This window comes from Aurantimonas marianensis, from assembly GCF_024195285.1.
GTDB classification, from domain to species: Bacteria; Pseudomonadota; Alphaproteobacteria; order Rhizobiales; family Rhizobiaceae; genus Aurantimonas; species Aurantimonas marianensis.
Genome location: NZ_JALHBS010000002.1, coordinates 29,108 through 47,396, shown reverse-complemented (window position 1 = coordinate 47,396; position 18,289 = coordinate 29,108). Strand labels below are relative to the sequence as shown.

General features: G+C 66.8%; 23 protein-coding genes. 3 read left to right on the top strand and 20 right to left on the bottom strand.

Annotation, left to right across the window (positions count from 1 at the left end):
• The 7 genes from MJ956_RS00610 to MJ956_RS00580 form a co-directional block, all read right to left on the bottom strand.
• Positions 1-712: molybdopterin cofactor-binding domain-containing protein (locus MJ956_RS00610; RefSeq protein WP_253962546.1), on the bottom strand; the 712-nt coding region annotated here is incomplete at its 3' end.
• A complete protein-coding gene (xdhA, locus tag MJ956_RS00605) occupies positions 712-2,196 on the bottom strand; it encodes a xanthine dehydrogenase small subunit (protein ID WP_253962545.1) in 1,485 nt (494 codons plus the stop codon). The genes MJ956_RS00610 and xdhA, both read right to left, overlap by 1 nt.
• Positions 2,196-2,564, bottom strand: coding sequence for a hydroxyisourate hydrolase (gene uraH / locus MJ956_RS00600; RefSeq protein ID WP_253962544.1), 369 nt, complete (start codon positions 2,562-2,564; stop codon positions 2,196-2,198). Before uraH ends, xdhA begins: the two co-directional genes overlap by 1 nt.
• Positions 2,565-2,744: 180 nt before the next feature.
• The gene (locus MJ956_RS00595; RefSeq protein WP_253962543.1) at positions 2,745-4,082 is read right to left on the bottom strand and encodes an 8-oxoguanine deaminase; all 1,338 of its coding nucleotides are present in this window, start codon (positions 4,080-4,082) and stop codon (positions 2,745-2,747) included.
• Entirely contained in the window at positions 4,079-4,711 is a 633-nt protein-coding gene (gene ureG, locus MJ956_RS00590; RefSeq protein WP_253962542.1) for an urease accessory protein UreG, read from the bottom strand. The genes MJ956_RS00595 and ureG overlap by 4 nt, the downstream gene beginning before the upstream one ends.
• The gene (locus MJ956_RS00585) at positions 4,708-5,424 is read right to left on the bottom strand and encodes an urease accessory protein UreF (protein ID WP_253962541.1); all 717 of its coding nucleotides are present in this window, start codon (positions 5,422-5,424) and stop codon (positions 4,708-4,710) included. Before MJ956_RS00585 ends, ureG begins: the two co-directional genes overlap by 4 nt.
• 14 nt (positions 5,425-5,438) lie before the next feature.
• Positions 5,439-5,915 carry an urease accessory protein UreE gene (locus tag MJ956_RS00580; RefSeq protein WP_253962540.1) on the bottom strand — a complete coding sequence of 159 codons (477 nt, stop codon included), beginning with the start codon at positions 5,913-5,915 and terminating at the stop codon, positions 5,439-5,441.
• 114 nt (positions 5,916-6,029) lie between these two features.
• On the opposite strand from MJ956_RS00580, the gene MJ956_RS00575 reads away from it, so the two are divergent.
• Positions 6,030-6,731 carry a hypothetical protein gene (locus tag MJ956_RS00575; RefSeq protein WP_253962539.1) on the top strand — a complete coding sequence of 234 codons (702 nt, stop codon included), beginning with the start codon at positions 6,030-6,032 and terminating at the stop codon, positions 6,729-6,731.
• Here MJ956_RS00575 and MJ956_RS00570 read toward each other — a convergent pair.
• Both MJ956_RS00570 and ureC read right to left on the bottom strand, forming a co-directional pair.
• The gene (locus tag MJ956_RS00570; protein ID WP_253962538.1) at positions 6,682-7,143 is read right to left on the bottom strand and encodes a DUF29 domain-containing protein; all 462 of its coding nucleotides are present in this window, start codon (positions 7,141-7,143) and stop codon (positions 6,682-6,684) included. The two genes, MJ956_RS00575 and MJ956_RS00570, sit on opposite strands and share 50 nt — an antisense overlap.
• A 10-nt stretch (positions 7,144-7,153) precedes the next feature.
• Entirely contained in the window at positions 7,154-8,866 is a 1,713-nt protein-coding gene (gene ureC, locus MJ956_RS00565; protein ID WP_253962537.1) for an urease subunit alpha, read from the bottom strand.
• A gap of 216 nt (positions 8,867-9,082) precedes the next feature.
• On the opposite strand from ureC, the gene MJ956_RS00560 reads away from it, so the two are divergent.
• On the top strand, positions 9,083-9,517 hold the full coding sequence (locus MJ956_RS00560; protein WP_253962536.1) for a hypothetical protein: 435 nt from the start codon (positions 9,083-9,085) through the stop codon (positions 9,515-9,517).
• 32 nt (positions 9,518-9,549) lie between these two features.
• On the opposite strand, the gene MJ956_RS00555 is transcribed toward MJ956_RS00560, so the two are convergent.
• The 5 genes from MJ956_RS00555 to MJ956_RS00540 form a co-directional block, all read right to left on the bottom strand.
• Positions 9,550-9,948 (bottom strand): carboxymuconolactone decarboxylase family protein, encoded by a 399-nt coding sequence (locus MJ956_RS00555; RefSeq protein ID WP_253962535.1) that lies wholly within the window; start codon positions 9,946-9,948, stop codon positions 9,550-9,552.
• Positions 9,949-9,960: 12 nt separating this feature from the next.
• A complete protein-coding gene (locus MJ956_RS00550; RefSeq protein ID WP_253962534.1) occupies positions 9,961-10,803 on the bottom strand; it encodes a cyclase family protein in 843 nt (280 codons plus the stop codon).
• 86 nt (positions 10,804-10,889) lie between these two features.
• Positions 10,890-11,195 (bottom strand): urease subunit beta, encoded by a 306-nt coding sequence (locus tag MJ956_RS00545; protein ID WP_253962533.1) that lies wholly within the window; start codon positions 11,193-11,195, stop codon positions 10,890-10,892.
• On the bottom strand, positions 11,192-11,314 hold the full coding sequence (locus MJ956_RS18730; RefSeq protein ID WP_256477678.1) for a hypothetical protein: 123 nt from the start codon (positions 11,312-11,314) through the stop codon (positions 11,192-11,194). The genes MJ956_RS00545 and MJ956_RS18730 overlap by 4 nt, the downstream gene beginning before the upstream one ends.
• A gap of 43 nt (positions 11,315-11,357) precedes the next feature.
• On the bottom strand, positions 11,358-11,933 hold the full coding sequence (locus tag MJ956_RS00540; RefSeq protein WP_253962532.1) for a HupE/UreJ family protein: 576 nt from the start codon (positions 11,931-11,933) through the stop codon (positions 11,358-11,360).
• A gap of 359 nt (positions 11,934-12,292) precedes the next feature.
• Here MJ956_RS00540 and MJ956_RS00535 point away from each other — a divergent pair, with 359 nt between their 5' ends.
• A complete protein-coding gene (locus MJ956_RS00535; RefSeq protein WP_253962531.1) occupies positions 12,293-12,619 on the top strand; it encodes a hypothetical protein in 327 nt (108 codons plus the stop codon).
• 49 nt (positions 12,620-12,668) lie between these two features.
• Here the strand turns inward: MJ956_RS00535 and MJ956_RS00530 are convergent, their stop codons facing one another.
• From MJ956_RS00530 to urtB, 6 genes are read right to left on the bottom strand one after another with little or no spacing between them, the layout of a single operon-like run.
• A complete protein-coding gene (locus MJ956_RS00530) occupies positions 12,669-12,971 on the bottom strand; it encodes an urease subunit gamma (protein ID WP_253962530.1) in 303 nt (100 codons plus the stop codon).
• 22 nt (positions 12,972-12,993) lie between these two features.
• Positions 12,994-13,884 carry an urease accessory protein UreD gene (locus MJ956_RS00525; RefSeq protein WP_253962529.1) on the bottom strand — a complete coding sequence of 297 codons (891 nt, stop codon included), beginning with the start codon at positions 13,882-13,884 and terminating at the stop codon, positions 12,994-12,996.
• Between the two features lie 19 nt (positions 13,885-13,903).
• The gene (gene urtE / locus MJ956_RS00520; protein ID WP_253962528.1) at positions 13,904-14,599 is read right to left on the bottom strand and encodes an urea ABC transporter ATP-binding subunit UrtE; all 696 of its coding nucleotides are present in this window, start codon (positions 14,597-14,599) and stop codon (positions 13,904-13,906) included.
• Positions 14,600-14,609: 10 nt separating this feature from the next.
• Positions 14,610-15,467, bottom strand: a complete 858-nt coding sequence (urtD, locus tag MJ956_RS00515) for an urea ABC transporter ATP-binding protein UrtD (protein ID WP_253962527.1) — start codon at positions 15,465-15,467, stop codon at positions 14,610-14,612.
• A 4-nt stretch (positions 15,468-15,471) separates the two neighbouring features.
• The gene (gene urtC / locus MJ956_RS00510; RefSeq protein ID WP_253962526.1) at positions 15,472-16,638 is read right to left on the bottom strand and encodes an urea ABC transporter permease subunit UrtC; all 1,167 of its coding nucleotides are present in this window, start codon (positions 16,636-16,638) and stop codon (positions 15,472-15,474) included.
• A complete protein-coding gene (gene urtB / locus MJ956_RS00505; protein ID WP_253962525.1) occupies positions 16,635-18,263 on the bottom strand; it encodes an urea ABC transporter permease subunit UrtB in 1,629 nt (542 codons plus the stop codon). The genes urtC and urtB overlap by 4 nt, the downstream gene beginning before the upstream one ends.
• Positions 18,264-18,289 lie beyond the last annotated feature (26 nt).

Here is an 18,289-nt window from a genome sequence, read left to right as displayed (position 1 = left end):
CCTCGGAGGGATGCTGGGTCGACGAGCGCACCAGCACGTCGCCGTCTTCCTGCGGGATCGCATAGGCGATCTGGCCTTCCAGATAGAAATGGTCCTGCCCGCCGACCTCGACGCGGGCCTTGACCCGGCGCGGCGCGGTATCGAGCGCGGCACCGGCATCTCCGAGTTTCATCTCGTGGGCGGGAAGCAAATCCGCGCCGGCCTGGTCGGCGAAGGCGATCGCGTCATCGATGCCGATCGCCGCCGGCAGCTCCTCATATTCGATCCGCGCCAGCTTTGCCGCCGCCCGTGCCGCCGCTTCCGTCTCGGCGGCGACGGCGAACAGCGGCTGCCCGACATAGTCGACCGTGTCGACCGGAAAGATCGGATCGTCGCCGAACACCGGCGAATAGTCGTTCTGGCCGGGAATGTCCGCGGCGGTCAGCACGGCGACGACGCCCGGCGCCGACCGAACGGCGTCGAGATCCATGCCGGCGATGCGCGCATGGGCGCGCTCGGACATGGCGATGGTGATTTGCAGCGTTCCCGGCAGTTCCGGATCGTCGTCGGCATAACGCGCCGCACCGGAGACATGCTTGCCGCCGCTGTCGTGGGCGAGCGGCGAGCGGATTCCGCCCCGTATGGCGCGCTCCTCGGTTGGTGGCTTCTCGCTGAGGGATTCCAGCGCGGGCTCGCCGGCGCCGCCGCGATCCTGGATGCGGGTTTCGTCCATCACGCAACCTCTTCCAGAGCGTCGTCGGCCGCGACGGTCTCGATGCGCGTGCGCACGCCGCCCTGCTGTTCGAGCCAGAACCGCCGCAACAGGTTCCGCGCCATCTTCAGCCGGTAGGCGGCCGAGGCGCGCATGTCGGTCAGCGGAGTGAAGTCCTCGGCCAGCGCGACGACCGCAGCTTCGACCGCCGCCTCGTCCAATGGCTGGCCGACAAGCGCGGCCTCGGCCTTCGCCGCGCGCTTGGGCGTTTCGGCCATACCGCCGAAGGCCAGCCGCGCCTCCGCGATCATATCGCCGTCGAAGGTCAGGCGGAACGCCGCCATGACGGCGGAAATGTCGGAATCGAAGCGTTTGGATATCTTGTGCGCGAAGAAACGCTGGTTCGGCTCCAGCCGGGGCACCTCGACCGCGGCGACGAACTCGCCCTTCGCCCGGTCCTGGCGACCATAGGCGATGAAAAAATCCTCAAGGTCGATCGCTCGGGCCGTCTCGCCATGGCGCAGATGCAGCCGCGAGTCGAGGGCGATCAGGCAGGGCGGCAGGTCGCCGATCGGCGAGCCGTTGGCGATGTTGCCGCCGACCGTGCCGGCGTTGCGGATCTGGCAGCCGGCGAAGCGGCGCAGCATCTCGCCGAGATCGGCGTGCATACCCGTCAGTATGTCGAAGGCCCGGCGATGGGTGACGCCGGCCCCGATAAAGACCCGGCCGGCCGCTTCCTCGATCACCTGGAGGTCGCGGACGTGGCTGACGTCGATGATCGTCGGCAACTCGCGATGCTGTTTCGTCACCCACAGCCCGACATCGGTTGCTCCCGCGACCAGCACCGCCTCCGGATGCGCGGCATAGGTATCGGCGAGCTCGTCAACATCGGTCGGCGCGAACCAGCGATGGCCGTCGGCCTCATAGGCGAAGACGTCGCCGCCTTCCATCTCGGTCAGGCGAGCGGCGAGCGCCGCATCCTCCTTCACGGTATCGGGCAGCGACACCGAACCGAGTTCCAGCCCGGCGTCGACGATCGGCCCATAGCCGGTACACCGGCAGAGATTGCCGGCGATCAGATCCTTGACCGACTGCCGATCCGAGATCGCGCCGGTGAGCCAGCCGGCATAAAGCTGCATGACGAAGCCGGGCGTGCAGAAGCCGCATTGGCTGGCATGCTTCTCCACCATCGCCGTCTGGATCGGATGGGCGCCGTCCCGGCCGATATGCTCGACCGTTTCGATCGCCCGGCCATTCAGCGAGGGAAGGAACTGGATGCAGGCATTGACCGCCCGGCGCGAGAGACCGCCGTCGCCATCCGGCTCGGCGATCAGTACGGTACAGGCGCCGCAGTCGCCCTCCGCGCAGCCCTCCTTGGTGCCGGTCAACCGTTCCGCCCGGCGCAGATAATCGAGTATCGTCGTCGTCGGCTTCAGCCCCGCGACGGCACGCTCCTCGCCATTGAGGACGAAGCGGATCGGCCGAGGGGCGTCATGGTCGGTCATCAGCTGCCCCGATAGGTTGAATAACCGAAAGGCGAAATGAGCAGCGGCACATGATAATGCGTCTTGTCGGCGATGCCGAACCGGATGACGACGTCGCTCAGGAATTTCGGCTCCGGCAGGTCCCGGCCCGTCGCATCGAAATAGGTGCCGGCCGCGAAGACGAGCTCATATTCGCCGACCGCGAATGTCTCCCCCGCCATCAGCGGCGCGTCGCAGCGCCCGTCCGCATTGGTGACGGCTTCGGCGACCTTCTCGCGGCCGCCCCCATGTCCGAGCCGCCATAGGGTCACGGCGATGCCGGAGGCAGGCCGGCCGAGGCTGGTGTCCAGCACATGGGTAGTCAGCCGGGCGGCGGTCTGTTCGGACATTCAGGCTCTTTCCGTCGTTTTTGACCATTCGGTCAAGCATTCTGCAACAGCGGCAGCGGCGGCGTAAAGCGGAAAGCATCCGGCTGCTTTCAGCCCCCAGCCCATGCCAGACGAAAAGCGTGACGCGTTCCTCGCCCCACGCAGCTCGTTTCGCCAGGCGTCGGTATGCTAGGCGCGGAATCAGCCGAAACGCCCGGCCGCCAAGCCGTGTTCGGCCCGGAGCCGCGCCAAATCGACCCCGACAGGCTGTCCGTCGAGGACGCGCCATTCGCCCTTCACCATCACCCGGTCGGCCCGCGTCGCGCCACACAGGACCAGTGCGGCGATCGGATCATGCGCGCCGGAAAAGCGCAATTCGTCGAGGGTGAACAGGGCCAGATCGGCCTGCCGTCCGACCTCGATACGGCCGATGTCCGCGCGGCCGAGACAGGCCGCCGAGCCTTCGCTCGCCATGGCCAGCACGTCTCGCGCGGTGATCGCCTCGGCCGAACGATAATTCAGGCGTCCGACCATCAGCGCGTGGCGCGCCGCCTCGATCAGGTTCGAGGCATCGTTCGAGGCCGAACCATCGACGCCCAGCCCGACCGGCGCGCCGGCAGCCTGCAATTCGTTGACCGGACAAAAGCCCGAGGCCAGCACCGCGTTCGAGGTCGGGCAATGGCAGACGCCGACCTTGTGCGCGCCGAGGCGCCGGCATTCCTCGGTGGTGAAATGTATGCCGTGGGCGAGCCAGGTGCGCGGCCCGAGCCAGCCGACGTCTTCCAGATAGTCGAGCGGCCGGCAACCGAATGTCGCTTCGCAAAAGGCGTTCTCGTCCTCGGTTTCGCCGAGATGGGTGTGCAGTCGGCAATCATGCGCGTCGGCCAGCGCCGCGCTCTCCATCATCAGGCTCTTGGTCGCCGAGAAGGGCGAACAGGGCGCCAGCGCGATCTGCGTCATCGCGCCATCTGACCGGTCGTGATAGCGGCCGATCAGCCGTTCGCTGTCGGCGAGGATGTCGTCCTTGTCCTGGACGACGCTATCGGGCGGCAGGCCGCCATCCTTTTTCGACAGGTCCATCGAGCCGCGACTCAAGGTGACGCGAATGCCAAGTCCCGCCGCCTCATCGGCCTCGATGTCGATGGCACTCTCCAGCCCGTCCGGAAACAGGTAGTGATGGTCCGCGGCGGTCGTGCAGCCCGACAGCAGCAGCTCGGTCAGCGCCAGCCGCACCGACAGGCGGAAGCTCTCCGGATCGAGACGCGCCCAGATCGGGTAGAGGCTGGTCAGCCACGGAAACAGTTCCTTGTCGATCGCCGCCGGATGCGCCCGCGTCAGCGTCTGGTAGAAATGGTGGTGGGTGTTGATCAGCCCCGGCAGCACGACATGCCGCGAGGCGTCGAAGACCGCGTCGACCGGCCCGGAGGGCGCGCCGCCCGAGGGCACGAGTTCGACGATCCGCCCGTCCGCGATAACGACCCCGCCGGCCGCGCCGTCGGCAAGGACCGCGAGCGGCTGCTTCAGCCAAAGCCTTGTCACGCGGCGGACTCGACCGCCGGCAGCCCGCCCTTAGCGGCGAGAAAGGCGAGAATGTCGCCGACGCCCTTGGCGCGCGACAGGTCGGCGAACAGCGTCGCCCGCTCGCCGCGCGCGCTGGCCGCGTCGGTCCGCATCCGCTCCAGATCGGCCCCGACATGGGGCGCCAGATCGGTCTTGTTGATGACGAGCAGGTCCGAGCGGCTGATCGCCGGCCCGCCTTTCCTGGGGATATCGTCGCCCTGACAGACCGAGATGACGTAGATCGACAGATCGACGAGGTCCGGCGAAAAGGTCGCGGCGAGATTGTCGCCGCCCGATTCCACCAGCACCAGATCGAGGGCCGGATGCCGCGCCCGCAAATCGCGGATCGCGGCGATGTTGATCGAGGCGTCCTCACGGATCGCGGTGTGCGGGCAGCCGCCGGTCTCGACCCCGATAATGCGGTCGGACGACAGCGCCTGCAGCCGCACCAGCGCCTCGGCGTCCTCGCGCGTATAGATGTCGTTGGTGACGACCCCGATCGACCATGTCTCGCGCGCCGCCTTGCAGAGCTTCTCGACCAGCGTCGTCTTGCCGGAGCCGACCGGGCCGCCGATGCCGACCCTGAGCGGGCCGTTTGTGTGGATCATGACCGAAAGAGCCTCGTTCGGAGCGTTTCATGCCGCAGTGCGGCGATGTCGGACCCTAGCGCCGCCGAACCCAGATCGTCCAGCGTCGATCGCGCGGCGCGTTCGGCCGTCGCCTGAAGGACCGGCTCCAGCCGCCGCAGGACCCGAACCGCGTCGCTTTGGGCCAGCGGAACCAGACGCACGGCGGCCGAGACGAGCGAGGCCGCGAAACCGTGCGAGTAGCCGAGCAGCGTGTCAGCCAAGGGCAGTCCGGCGCTGGCTGCGAGATGCCCCGCCGCGACGGGGTAAGGTGCGGCCGCGCTATCATCCTGACGTCCCCCGACCGCCCAACCCTGCCTTGACGCATCGAGCCACGGCCGCGATGCCTCCGCGAAGGCGGTTCCCAGCGCCAGCGTCTCGGCCCGCCGTCCGGCGCTTCCAGCCAGCGCCAATGCCAGTTCGGCCACGGCGGCAAGCCGGTCGGGGTCTCCATCCTTCGCGGAGCGCCACGCCTCCGTAAGCAGCACGCAATCGTTCCAGCCGCTGCCCCGGTCGAGCAGCACCGCGATCCAGTCGGCGACACTGTCAGCGTCGTTGAGGAGCCCCTCTGCGACCGCCGTCTCCAGCCCATGCGACCACGCGAAGCCGCCGATCGGAAAGGCCGGCGAAAACAGCGTCAGCAATTGCGGCAGGTGAACGGTCGCGGCGTCGCCGGCCGTCTCTTGCTTCGTCAAGGATGTGGTTTCACTCACCGGATTGCGGTCTCGGCCGAAGGCTCGTGAGCATGATCATGGCCGTGCACCTCATAGGCGCCGCCTTCCGGGTCGAACCCGGCCTCCACTTCGGTGATCGTCGCGCCGAGGCCGGACAGCATCTCGCGAATGACCGGGTCGCGGCGGATCAGGATGCAATCGTCGAAAAGCTGCGCCGGCAGATGACGGTTGCCGATCTGCCAGGCAAGAGCGAGAAGATGCCGGGCATCCTTGCCGCGAATCTCATAAAGTTCTTCGGGCTTTGCCCGCACCGCGATCAACCGGCCGTCGTCGAGCCGGATCGCGTCGCCATCCCTCAGCAGCGTCGCCTCGGGCAGATCGAGCAGAAAGGCGATGCCCTCGTCCGAGACCATCGCCATGCGCCGGCGATGCCGCGCCGTCTCGTCAAGCGTGATCGTGTCGGCGGCGTACGTCCATTCGCCCGCGCGCTTGACCGAAGTGCCAAGGATCATTCTATCTTCCTGCTTCCACACGCTTACGCGCGCCCTGTCGCCTTCGCGGCAAGGATACGGCCGCGACGAGCAAGCTGCCAGCCCTCTACCACGGGCAAACCATGAGGAGCGACCATGCCGCTGCAAAACCGCGTGACGCCGCTGGGCGAGATCATCGCCGACCCGGCGCGGGGCACGCTGATGGGCAATCGCGGCATCCTCCATGATGGCAACCGAGAACTCGGCCGGAGCCGCTGGAAGCACAAGGCCTGGATCGCCTGCACACTCGCCTTTCGCGGTCGAAAGCGCACGCCGATGACGCCGGGCCGCTATACCGAATTGTTCTTTCTCGACGAAGCGACGGCGCTGGCGGGCGGCCATCGCCCTTGCGCGGAGTGCCGCCGCGCGGATTTCAACGCCTACCGCACCGCTTGGGCGACGGCCCATTGTCTCGACGCACCGCCCACGGCCAAAGCCATGGACGACATGCTCCATGCCCATCGGGTAAAATCACGGCTGCGCGAACAGGTGCATCATACGAAGGCGGTCGCGGACATCCCGGACGGCGCCTTCGTGCTGATCGACGGCGCGCCATGGCTGATCTGGAAGCGCCGCCTGCTGCGCTGGAGCGCCAGCGGCTACGACTGCGTCGGCGAACTCTCCGGCGGCCTGCTCACGGTGGTCACACCGAAACCCAGCGTCGACGTCCTTGCCGCCGGCTATCGCGTCACTGTCCATGACAGCGCGAGCTCGTCGGGGACTGAGCCGGCCGGACCCGGCGCATGCATCAGTCGGTCTCGGGGTAGAAAGTCTCGTGGAGGATCTGATCGATCGTGAACGGGCAATCGAGCGGAAAGGTCTCCTCCGACAGACCGGTCTCGCCAGCCGCCTTTAGTCGGGCGTCAGGATATTCCTCGTAGAGAATCTGGCCCGGATAGCCCGCGAGACTGGGGCTGGCGACGATTTCACGGCCTATCCGCCGACGCTGTTCGTTGATCGTCCCCCGCCAACTGTTCGATCGCCCTTCCGGCTGATACCGCCATTTCAGCAGGTGGAGAAGAAGGACGCCGAGGCGGCTTTCCAGTTCACGCTTCTCGCTCCGCCCCAATGTCTCGATCTCCTCCGCCGCGTTCTCCCAGTCGATCGCATTGTGCGCTCGCGCCCGCAACTTCGCCGCCTGATCCTGCGTCCAGGCGTAGAAGTCGCGCTCGTAGAGATCGGCGTCGGGTGTCGGTGCAGGTTCGGCCATGGACCCAATTCTAAAACAGAAAATACCGCTGCGCCATTGGCAGGACCGTGGCGGGCTCGCAGGTCAAGAGCGCGCCGTCGGCCCGCACTTCGTAGGTCTCCGGATCGACCTGCACCTCAGGCGTTGCGTCGTTGAGGATCATCGATGCCTTGGAGATGCCGCCACGGGTGTTCTCGACCGCCAGAAACGCCTTGTCGCAGCCGAGCCGCTCGCGCAGCCCCTCATCCGTAGCGGCCTTCGACACGAAGCTGACGCCGCTCGCCCCGACAGCCTTGCCGAAGGCGCCGAACATCGGCCGGTAGTGGACCGGCTGCGGCGTCGGGATCGAGGCGTTGGGATCGCCCATCGGGGCCGCCACGATCGTTCCGCCGAGCAGCACCATCATCGGCTTGACGCCGAAGAACGCCGGGTCCCACAGCACCAGGTCGGCGCGCTTGCCGATCTCGACCGAGCCGATCTCGCGGCTCATTCCCTGCGCGATCGCCGGGTTGATGGTGTATTTCGCGACATAGCGGCGGGCGCGGTAATTGTCGTTGTCGCCGGCTTCCTCGGGCAACCGGCCGCGCTGGCGCTTCATCTTGTCGGCGGTTTGCCAGGTGCGGACGATCACTTCGCCGACGCGGCCCATCGCCTGGGAGTCCGAGGCGATGATCGAAAAGGCGCCGAGATCGTGCAGGATGTCCTCGGCCGCGATGGTCTCCTTGCGGATGCGGCTTTCGGCGAATGCGATGTCCTCGGGGATCGACGCGTCGAGATGGTGGCAGACCATCAGCATGTCGAGATGTTCTTCCAGCGTATTCACCGTGTAGGGCCGGGTCGGATTGGTCGATGACGGCAGCACGTTCGGCAGGCCGCAGATCTTGATGATGTCCGGCGCATGGCCGCCGCCGGCGCCCTCGGTGTGGAAGGCGTGGATCGTGCGGCCCTTGAAGGCGTCGACGGTGTTCTCGACGAAGCCCGATTCGTTCAGCGTGTCGGTGTGGATCATCACCTGGACGTCGAAAGCGTCGGCGACCGACAGGCAGCAATCGATGGCGGCGGGCGTCGTGCCCCAGTCCTCGTGCAGCTTCAGCGCGCAGGCGCCGCCCTTGACCATTTCCTCCAGCGCCGCCGGCAGCGAGGCGTTGCCCTTGCCGGAAAAGCCGAGATTCATCGGAAAGGCGTCCGCCGCCTGCAGCATCCGCGCCATGTGCCAGGGGCCGGGCGTGCAGGTCGTGGCAAGGGTGCCATGCGCCGGGCCGGTGCCGCCCCCGAGCATCGTCGTAACGCCGGAAAACAACGCCTCCTCGATCTGCTGCGGGCAGATGAAGTGGATATGGCTGTCGAAACCGCCGGCGGTGACGATCTTGCCTTCGGCGGCGATCGCCTCGGTGCCGGGTCCGACGACGATGGTGACGTCCGGCTGGGTATCGGGATTACCGGCCTTGCCGATAGCGGCGATCCGCCCGTCCCTCAGGCCGATATCCGCCTTGTAGATGCCGGTGTGATCGAGGATCAGCGCGTTCGTGATGACCGTGTCGACCGCCCCGTCGGCACGCGAATGCTGGCTTTGCCCCATGCCGTCGCGGATCACCTTGCCGCCGCCGAACTTCACCTCCTCGCCATAGGTGGTGAGGTCCTTTTCGACCTCGATGATGAGCTCGGTGTCGGCGAGGCGCACCTTGTCGCCGGTCGTCGGGCCGAACATCGCGGCATAGGAGGAGCGGGGGATCGTGGCGGGCATGGGCGATCTCGCGTCGAGGGGCCGGACAGGATCGGCGCTCCGCATCGTCCGTCGCTGCGTCGCACCATTGAAGACCATAAGGCGGTCGCGAAAGCTTGTCTTCCAAGTTTTCATGGGATCGGCGAGACTGTCGTGAAATGTCCGGCAGACGGCCATGACCGGCTAATATGTCTGCCAGGTCGTCGGAATCGTTCGCCTTGTCTGAGGGGAGTAGCCGTGTCCCGCTTTGCGTTTCTCGCCCTTCTTCTTGCGGGCGCGCCGGCGCCCGTCTTTGCCCAGGCGTTCGATCCCGGTCCGATGGCGGACGTGCCGGGCATGTCGATGTCCGGCGCGCGGATCGTTGGCGCGCCGCCGCCCGCGGGCCCGCGCATTCCCGGCGCCAAAGTCTTCGGCGACACGATCGAGGAGCGCGCCTATGGTCGCGATTACGACGACAGCTATCTGCGGCCGATCGTTCCCCGCTTCGGGCAGGGTGCGGATGTCCCGATAGAGTTGAGGGCAATGGAGGGGCGCTCCGACCTCAACAGCCTCAACGCCGGCGCCTTCGCCCGCAGCGGTCCGAGCGCGATCGGCCGCAGCGCGGTAACGCGAGGCAGTTCGTCCGGCTCACATCGCGCCATCATCCGCCGAGCGCCGAAGCCGGCGCGTTGAGTTCGACATAGCACCGGTTCTCTGCCCCTCAATCAGGCCAGAAACTCCGGATCGATCGGCACTTGCAGGGCGTCGGCCAACTGGTTGGTCTTTGCCGCGAGACCGGCGATCGCCAGAAGCTCGCCATACTGCTCGGCCGTCATTCCCTTGGCCCTCGCCGCCGCCGTGTGCGAGTGCGCGCAATAGCCGCAACCATTGGTCACCGAGACCGCGATGTAGAGCATTTCGCGGGTGAGCGGATCGAGCGCGCCCGGCGCGATCATCACCGCCTTCACCTCCTCCCAGGTCCGCTTGAGCGTGTGGGGATCCGCCGCCAGCACTCGCCAGAAATTGTTGACGAAGTCGGTGCCGCGGACGGCGCGGATATCGTCGAACACCGCCCGGATTTCGGGCGAGGCTTGCTCGTCGGAGATGATCGGCGCCGTCGCCATGGCCCGCTCCCCTCAGCTCAATGCCAGCACCCGCGACGGCCCACCGGATCCGCCCCGGTGCTTCGGCGCGCCAAGGATGAGGGTGGCGCCGACCGCCGGCATCGCGTCGAGATTGGCGATGCATTCGAGGCCCCAGCGCCCTTCCGGCAGCCATGCATAATGCACGGCGAAGTCCGGCGACTGGCCGAAATCGAGCGACAGCGTATCCACGGCGATGCCGACGGCGGAGCCTTCGAGCAGCATTTGCGCCGCCTCGACATGAAAGCCGGGAAAATGCATCACGCCCTTGTCGTCGGCGTTGCGGAATTTTTCGCTATCGAGATGCTGCTGCCATCCCGAGTTCATCGCCACGCAGCAGTTTTCCGGCAGCTCGCCATTGGCGTCGGTCCAGGCCTTGATGTCGTCGGGCGTCACCTGCGCGTCCGCGTCGTCCGCCGCCTTGGCCTTGATGTCGACGACGACCAGCGGCGCGATCAGCTTCTCGACCGGGATCTCGGCGACCGACTGGCCGTCGGCGGAAAAATGCAGCGGCGCGTCGACATGGGTGCCGGTGTGCTCGTTCACCCGGAGCTCGAACAGGTTGAACTTGTCCTTTTCGTAGGAGAACTTCGGCTCCATGAAGAATTGCTGCTCGCCGAAGAAGGTCGGAAAGTCCGGATGGAGCTCATGGGTCAGATCGCTGATCGCCATGTCCGCGAGAGACTTGCCGGCATCGACAGCGGGCTTCGCGGCATCCTGAGCCAGGGCCGACCCTGCCAGGCCGAGCGCCGCCGCCGCGGACGCGCCGCCCCCGAGCAGCCGCCGCCGGCTGAGCATCGTCCGCTTCACGCCTTCGATCACGCATTGGTTGCACATTGGTTTCCTCCTCCTTGCAGAACACACTGGCCTGATCGGATCAGGCACAGGCTGAACAATTGCATCGCGAGGCTGGCGCGGCCGCCTCAGAGCGCCCCCATCACCTTGCCGTTGAAGCCATGGATCTTGCGTGCGCCGCCGAGCGGCACCAGCGTCACCTCGCGCGTCTGCCCCGGCTCGAAGCGCACGGCCGTGCCGGCGGCGATGTCGAGGCGCATGCCGCGCGCCGCAGCCCGGTCGAAGGCGAGCGCCGGATTGGTCTCGGCGAAGTGGTAGTGGCTGCCGATCTGGATCGGCCGGTCGCCGGTATTGGCGACCTCGAGCGTGACGGGCGTCGCGCCCTCGTTGAGGACGATGTCGCCCTTTGCAGTGATGATTTCGCCGGGGATCATGACCAATGGCTCCAGACCTTGCGCAGCCCCAGGATGACGAGCACGGCAAGGAGCACCGGGCCGATCGCCATCAGATCGTATTCCCCGACCGGCTGCGGCGCGCGCAGGAATTCCGGCATGACATCTCCCCGCCGCCCGGCGCGGCTCGAAGGTCGCGGACGATCAGCCGGCCATCAGATAGAGGCCGGCGCCGGCCGACAGCGCGCCGATCGCCCGCAGCAGGATTGGATTCGCCGTCCGGACCAGAGTGTTGCCGAGCAGCAATCCGCCGCCATGCAGCAACGCCGTCGCCATCGCAAAGCTGAGGCCGAAGATTGCGGCCCCGGACGCGCCGAGTTCGGCGCCATGCGCCGCCCCGTGAAACAACGCGAAGGCACCAACGATCGTCGCGGCGAGCGAAACCGGCAGCTTTACCGCCATGGCGATCAAGAGGCCGAGCGCGACGACCGAGGCGAGCACCACCGGCTCGACGAAGGGCAGCGCGATTCCAGCGACCGCCAGGGCGAAGCCGGCGCTCATCACAGCGACGAAGGCGAGCGGGACCGCCCACAAGGCGCGACCGCCGATCATCGCCGCCCAGATGCCGACGGCGACCATGACCAGCATGTGATCCCAGCCCAGCAGCGGATGCACGAAGCCGGTGACCAGCGAGCCATGCTCGGCCGGATTGATATGGGCAAAGGCGGGCACCGTCGCGGCAAAAAGCGTGGCGGCGGCGAGTGAAAGGCGCTTGAGCATAATTGTCCCTCGTTTGGTCGACAGGCGCCCCGGATTGGGTCGCGTCCCGCCCGGCATTCTGCCGGGTTGCTGTGCGGATCATGGAAGGCCGCAATGCAGCTGTCAAAGGGTTTCTCGTCACTTTTCCGCATCGCGTCAAAGAACGAAGTCTCCTGTTCCAGGAAGGAGTTTGCTAACGCAGCGGCAGGACGGTCGAGGCAAGAAGGAAACTCTCCACACACGCATCTGTTATTCTGTGCGTGGAGCCAACCCATCGACGCCGCGCTTCGGCGCCGGATAGGATCGGCCAAGGCCATCGCAAAGTTCCGACAAACAACGATCGGAACCGTGATGGCCGACAACGGAAGGGAGTCGACCTCATGCTGAGATCATGCGTGATCGCGGCGATACTTCTCGCATGGACCGGATCGGCGGGGTCCGGCGACCCGGTGATGATGCGAACTGTTACCATGAACGGAATCGTCGGGGCCGCCTACTATTCCACGGTCGAGCAGGGCTATCGGTTCATCGGCGGAACGCCGCGGAACCACCTCGCCGCCGCTGTTGCACCGATCGCCGTCTCGTCGCTTGAGGAAGCCGAGAAAGCGGCCGCGAGCGACCCTTCGAGCATGACGATGCCGACGACCGACGCCTCGGACCAAAATCAGGCCGGCGGGGACGACGAGGACCTCCAGCAGGGCAGCTGATCGATCATCTTCGTGGGCTGGGCGGTTCGGCCGATGCCCTCGCCGATCCTCAGCGGATCGGCTCGTGCACCGTCACCAGCTTGGTGCCGTCCGGAAAGGTCGCCTCGACCTGAACGTCGTGGATCATCTCGGCAATGCCGTCCATCACCTGATCGCGGGTGATCACATGGGCACCCGCCTCCATCAGGTCGGCCACGGAGCGACCCTCGCGCGCGCCCTCGACGACGAAGTCGCTGATCAGCGCGATCGCCTCCGGGTGGTTCAGCTTGACGCCCCGCTCCAGCCGGCGCCGCGCGACGATGGCGGCCATGGAGATGAGGAGCTTGTCCTTTTCGCGCGGGGTCAGCTGCATTCGTCCATCCTTCGCCGGTTCGTCAGAGCGACCATACAAGCGGCAGCGGCCCGTTCGCCAGAGCCGACAGCAGCGGCACCAGCCGCTTGCGCAACAGAAAACCCGAAGGCGCCATGATGCGGGCGACGAGCAAGCCATCGACAAGGCTCGCGCCCCCTGCCTCCCCGATGATCGCGCGAATGTCGTTAAGACCGCATTCGACGCCGGGTCCCTGCGCGACCAACGTGGCAAAAGCCCGGTTTCCGGCAAGGCTCGCGGCCCGTTTCGCTCGCTCGCCGATCGCGCCGTCGAGCAGCAGATCGTCGGCAAAGACCAGCCGCCCGCCGACGCGCACGCGCCAGCGGTCGCGGAACATGCCGGTCTCGACAGTCTCGCCCATGCGCTCGCGTCCGAGGATCACGCTCTCGCACAACAGGAAGCGGGAGGATTCGGTGGCCTCGAGTTCCAATGCGCGCCGGACCGCCCCGCCATCGAACAGGATGGTTTCCTGCGGCAGCCAATAAAAACGCGCCTCCGGCCCGACGGCGATGCGCGTCGCGACGGCGGCATGGCCTTCCGCCGCCCGGTAGACGCGCTCGCAGGCCTGGGTCGTCACCGTCAGGCTGGCGCAATCGGAAACGGTGAATGCCTGGTCGATGCGGTCGCCGCCAGTCAGCCCGCCGGACGTGTTGATCAGGATCGCCTCGGCCTCCGGCCGTGGCAGGCGGGGAAACCGCAGTTTCAGGCACCCGGACTGGTGCAGCCGCTTCAAACGGGTGCGGCCTTCGATCACCTGGAATTCCGCTGTCGCCGAGCCGGCCGCGCGCTGCATCGGAACGACACGCCCGGCTTCGGCCGGAAGCGACGGCGAGGCGGGCGGCCGATTCACCCGCGTTTGAGGGCGGTGGGTCTGCATATCTTGTGCTTGCAGCATCCTTGCGGCTTCCGCCAGTTCAAACCGTCAGATGCTTGCGAACATCGGGATCGTCGAGCCCCTCGGCGGGGCCGTCGAAGACGATCTCGCCGCGATCCATGATGTAGACCTGGTCGGCGAGCTCCCGGCAGAAATCGAGATATTGCTCGACAAGCAGGATCGCGAGGCCGGACTGGTCCTTCAGATAGCGGATCGCCCGGCCGATATCCTTGATGATCGACGGCTGGATGCCCTCGGTCGGCTCGTCCAGAACCAGCAGCCGGGGCCGGGTCACCAGCGCCCTGCCGATCGCGAGTTGCTGCTGCTGGCCGCCGGAAAGATCGCCGCCGCGCCGGCCGAGCATGTCGGCGAGAACCGGGAACAGCTCGAAAACATGCTCGGGGATCGACCGGTCGGCGGATTTGAGCGGCGCGAAGCCGGTCTGAAGATTCTCCCTGACCGTCAGCAGCGGGAAGATCTCGCGGCCCTGCGGCACGAAGCCGATGCCCTTCCGCGCTCTCGCATAGGGCGCCGAGCGGCCGAGATCGTCGCCGTCGAGGGCGATCTGGCCGGCGCGGATCGGCTGCTGGCCGACGACGGCGCGCAACAGCGACGTCTTGCCGACGCCGTTGCGACCGAGCACGCAGGTGATCGCACCGGGTTTTGCGGTGAGTGAGACACCGCGCAAGGCCTGGGCGGCACCATAGTAGAGGTCGACATTCGACACGGTCAGCATAGCGAACCCCTCATCGCCCCAGATAAACCTCGACCACGCGCGGGTCTGCCGAGACATGATCGAGCGAGCCTTCCGACAGCACCGAGCCCTCGTGCAGGCAGGTGACCTTGACCCCCAGCGCCCGGACGAAATGCATGTCGTGCTCGACGACGACGACCGAGCGCGTCCGGGCGATCTCCTTGAGCAGCCGGGCGGTCTCCTCGGTCTCGGCATCGGTCATGCCGGCCACCGGTTCGTCGACCAGCAGGAGCTCCGGGTCCTGGGCTAGCAGCATGCCGATCTCCAGCCACTGTTTCTGGCCGTGGCTGAGGTCGGCGGCGGGCGTCCGCCGCTTCTCGCCAAGGCGGGTGGTTGCGAGGATTCCGTCGATCTTCGACTGCTCGGCGGCGTCCTTGCGATGCAGCAGCGCCCCGAAGATCGAGCGCGAGCCGGCGAGCGACAGGCGGATGTTGTCCTCGACCGAGTGCCCCTCGAAGACCGTCGGCTTCTGGAACTTGCGGCCGATCCCCCTGTTGGCGATCGCCGCCTCGTCCTCTTGGGTCAGATCGACATCGCCGGCGAAATAGACCTCGCCCTCGTCCGGCCGGGTCTTGCCGGTGACGATATCCATCATCGTCGTCTTGCCGGCGCCGTTCGGTCCGATGATCGCCCGCATCTCGCCCTTCGCCACGACCAGCGAGAGGTTGTTGATCGCCTTGAAGCCGTCGAAGCTCTTGGTGACGCCGTTAAGATAGAGCAGCGTGTCCCTGCGTTTGCTCCCCGCCGCCTGTTCGGCGAGCAGGGCGGCGCGCTGCGTCGCGTAAGGGTGCGGCGAAACCACCGACTGGGCGGGCCGGGTCGTTTCGCTGGCGGGGTTCCTATCGTTCATCGTTTTACTCCGCCGGGTTCGGCAAGGGCTGCACGTCGTCCATCGCGGCCGCCTCCCCCTTCTCGGCCTCGGTCGAGGCGCGGCGGGCGCGCCAGCCGCCCCAGCCATGATCGAATGTGCCGACGATGCCCTTCGGCAGAAACAGCGTGACGAAGACGAACAGGCCGCCGAGCACGAACAGCCAGGATTCCGGCGCGATGGCGGTGAAGGTGCTCTTGCCGAAATTGACCAGCAGCGCCCCGATGACGGGACCCAGCAGCGTGCCACGCCCGCCGACAGCCGCCCAGACGACGATCTCGATGGAATTGACCGGCGCGAATTCGCCCGGATTGATGATGCCGACCTGCGGCACGTAAAGCGCCCCGGCAATGCCGGCCATCACCGCCGAGACGGTGAAGGCGAACAGCTTCACATGCTCCGGCCGCCAGCCGATGAAGCGGGTCCGGCTTTCGGCGTCGCGCACCGCAACCATCAGCTTGCCGAGCTGCGAGCGGGTGATCCAGCCGACGAGGAGGACACCGAGCGCCAGCGCGACGCAGCTCGCGGCAAACAGCCCGGCACGGGTCGAGGCGGCCTGCAGCGGAAAGCCGAGCAGCTCCTTGAAGTCGGTCAGGCCGTTATTGCCGCCAAACCCCATGTCGTTGCGGAAAAAGGCGAGCAGCAGCGCATAGGTCATCGCCTGGGTGATGATCGACAGATAGACCCCGGTGACGCGGCTGCGAAAGGCGAACCAGCCGAAGACGAAGGCGAGCAGGCCGGGCGCGACGACGATCATGATCGCCGCGAACCAGAACTGGTCGAAGCCGGTCCAGTACCAGGGCAGTTCCTGCCAGTTGAGAAACACCATGAAGTCGGGCAGCACCGGATCGCCATAGACGCCGCGCGTGCCGATCTGGCGCATCAGATACATGCCCATGGCGTAGCCGCCCAGGGCGAAAAACGCGCCGTGGCCGAGCGACAGGATGCCGACATAACCCCAGACCAGATCGAGGGCGAGCGCCAGCAGCGCGTAGCAGACATATTTGCCGAACAGGGGCACCAGATAGGCCGGCACATGCAGCGGATGGCTCGCCGGCAGCCACAGGCTCGCCATCGGCACGAACACGGCGGCGGCCAGAAGCGCCGCGACGAGGATGAAGACCCTTGGGCCGAGGAAACGAGAAAGGATCATGCGTCGACGAACCTTCCCTTTTGGGCGAACAGGCCGCGCGGCCGCTTCTGGATGAACAGGATGATCAGGACGAGCACGACGATCTTGCCGAGGACCGCCCCGGCATAGGGCTCGAGGAACTTGTTAAGGACGCCAAGGCTCATCGCGCCGACCAGCGTGCCCCACAGATTGCCGACCCCGCCGAAGACGACGACCATGAAACTGTCGATGATGTAGCCCTGGCCGAGGCTGGGCGAGACGTTGTCGATCTGGCTAAGCGCAACGCCGGCGATACCGGCGATGCCGGAGCCGAGCGCGAAGGTCATCGCGTCGACCCACGGCGTGCGGATGCCCATCGCCGACGCCATCTTGCGGTTCTGGGTGACGGCCCGCATCTGCAGACCAAGCGCGGTGCGATTCAGCACCATCAGCAGCCCGGCGAAGACGACCAGCGAAAAGACGATGATCCACAGCCGGTTCCAGGTGACCGACATCAGGCCGATGTCAAAGGCGCCGGACATCCAGTCAGGATTGCCGACCTGGCGGTTGGTCGGGCCGAAGATCGTGCGGACCGCCTGCTGGAGTATCAGTGACACGCCGAAGGTCGCGAGCAGGGTCTCCAGCGGCCGACCGTAAAGAAAGCGGATGATGCCGCGCTCCATGACCAGGCCGACGAAACCGGAAACGAGGAAGGCCAGCGGCAGGGCGATCGCCAGCGACCAAGGGAACAGCCAGGGCGCGTCGGCCCGGATCACCTCCTGCACCACGAAGGTGGTGTAGGCGCCGAGCATCACCATTTCGCCATGGGCCATGTTGATCACACCCATCACCCCGAAGGTGATGGCGAGGCCGATCGCGGCGAGCAGGAGCACCGAGCCGAGCGACAGGCCGTACCAGATGTTCTGCATCTGGTTCCAGAAGGCGATATTGCTCTCGATCCCGGCGATCGCCGCTTCAACGACTGCCTTGGCGGCCGGATCGTCGGTCGCGGCGGCAAAACGGCTGAGCATCGTCAAGGATTCGCGGTCGCCCCGCGCTTCGAGGATGGCGGCGGCCTCGGCCTTGTCGGCAGCGGGCCGGTCGGAGGCGAGGATGGCCGACGCACGGGCCTCTTCCATCCGGGCCCGGACCCCCGGATCGGTTTCCTCGGCCAGCGCCGCCTCGATCGGCTCCAGCATGTCGGGGTCGGCGTCGGAAAACAGCGTCGAGGCGGCGCGCAGCCGCACATTCGGGTCGGCGGCGCGGAGCGTCAAACTGCCGAGCGCGCCGGTGACGGCGTTGCGGATCGAATTCTTGATGCGGACCTTCTTGAGATCGCCGGAAGGAGCGGTGCCCGCCTCGGCGCCGGTCAGCGGATCGCGCAATGTGACCTCATCGCCCTTGCCGGTCACGATGAACACCTGCTCGTCGGATTCGCGCCAGTAGAGGTCGCCGGCCGACAGTGCGCGCAATGCCCGGGCCACCTCAGGTTCGCCGGTGGCCGCGAGTTCGGCGATCACCGCTTCGGTGTCGTCGAAGCTCTGCTTGCCGGCGAATTTCTGGATGATCGCCGCCGGATCGCCGTCCTGGGCCATGGCGGCGACAGGCAGGAGCGCGCCGCCGAGGGCAAAAAGGCCGACAAGGCACCAGCGCAGAAGATCGTTCATGGAGCGTCCTGATCGGGATGGAAGGT

Excerpts from the sequence above, each read along its gene's own strand:
- xdhA (WP_253962545.1), bottom strand. The coding sequence starts at position 2,196 with ATGACCGACCATGACGCCCCTCGGCCGATCCGCTTCGTCCTCAATGGC.
- uraH (WP_253962544.1), bottom strand. The coding sequence starts at position 2,564 with ATGTCCGAACAGACCGCCGCCCGGCTGACTACCCATGTGCTGGACACC.
- ureG (WP_253962542.1), bottom strand. The coding sequence starts at position 4,711 with ATGATCCACACAAACGGCCCGCTCAGGGTCGGCATCGGCGGCCCGGTC.
- MJ956_RS00580 (WP_253962540.1), bottom strand. The coding sequence starts at position 5,915 with ATGATCCTTGGCACTTCGGTCAAGCGCGCGGGCGAATGGACGTACGCC.
- MJ956_RS00575 (WP_253962539.1), top strand. The coding sequence starts at position 6,030 with ATGCCGCTGCAAAACCGCGTGACGCCGCTGGGCGAGATCATCGCCGAC.
- MJ956_RS00570 (WP_253962538.1), bottom strand. The coding sequence starts at position 7,143 with ATGGCCGAACCTGCACCGACACCCGACGCCGATCTCTACGAGCGCGAC.
- ureC (WP_253962537.1), bottom strand. The coding sequence starts at position 8,866 with ATGCCCGCCACGATCCCCCGCTCCTCCTATGCCGCGATGTTCGGCCCG.
- MJ956_RS00555 (WP_253962535.1), bottom strand. The coding sequence starts at position 9,948 with ATGGCGACGGCGCCGATCATCTCCGACGAGCAAGCCTCGCCCGAAATC.
- MJ956_RS00550 (WP_253962534.1), bottom strand. The coding sequence starts at position 10,803 with ATGTGCAACCAATGCGTGATCGAAGGCGTGAAGCGGACGATGCTCAGC.
- MJ956_RS00545 (WP_253962533.1), bottom strand. The coding sequence starts at position 11,195 with ATGATCCCCGGCGAAATCATCACTGCAAAGGGCGACATCGTCCTCAAC.
- MJ956_RS18730 (WP_256477678.1), bottom strand. The coding sequence starts at position 11,314 with ATGCCGGAATTCCTGCGCGCGCCGCAGCCGGTCGGGGAATACGATCTG.
- MJ956_RS00540 (WP_253962532.1), bottom strand. The coding sequence starts at position 11,933 with ATGCTCAAGCGCCTTTCACTCGCCGCCGCCACGCTTTTTGCCGCGACG.
- MJ956_RS00535 (WP_253962531.1), top strand. The coding sequence starts at position 12,293 with ATGCTGAGATCATGCGTGATCGCGGCGATACTTCTCGCATGGACCGGA.
- MJ956_RS00530 (WP_253962530.1), bottom strand. The coding sequence starts at position 12,971 with ATGCAGCTGACCCCGCGCGAAAAGGACAAGCTCCTCATCTCCATGGCC.
- MJ956_RS00525 (WP_253962529.1), bottom strand. The coding sequence starts at position 13,884 with ATGCTGCAAGCACAAGATATGCAGACCCACCGCCCTCAAACGCGGGTG.
- urtE (WP_253962528.1), bottom strand. The coding sequence starts at position 14,599 with ATGCTGACCGTGTCGAATGTCGACCTCTACTATGGTGCCGCCCAGGCC.
- urtD (WP_253962527.1), bottom strand. The coding sequence starts at position 15,467 with ATGAACGATAGGAACCCCGCCAGCGAAACGACCCGGCCCGCCCAGTCG.
- urtC (WP_253962526.1), bottom strand. The coding sequence starts at position 16,638 with ATGATCCTTTCTCGTTTCCTCGGCCCAAGGGTCTTCATCCTCGTCGCG.
- urtB (WP_253962525.1), bottom strand. The coding sequence starts at position 18,263 with ATGAACGATCTTCTGCGCTGGTGCCTTGTCGGCCTTTTTGCCCTCGGC.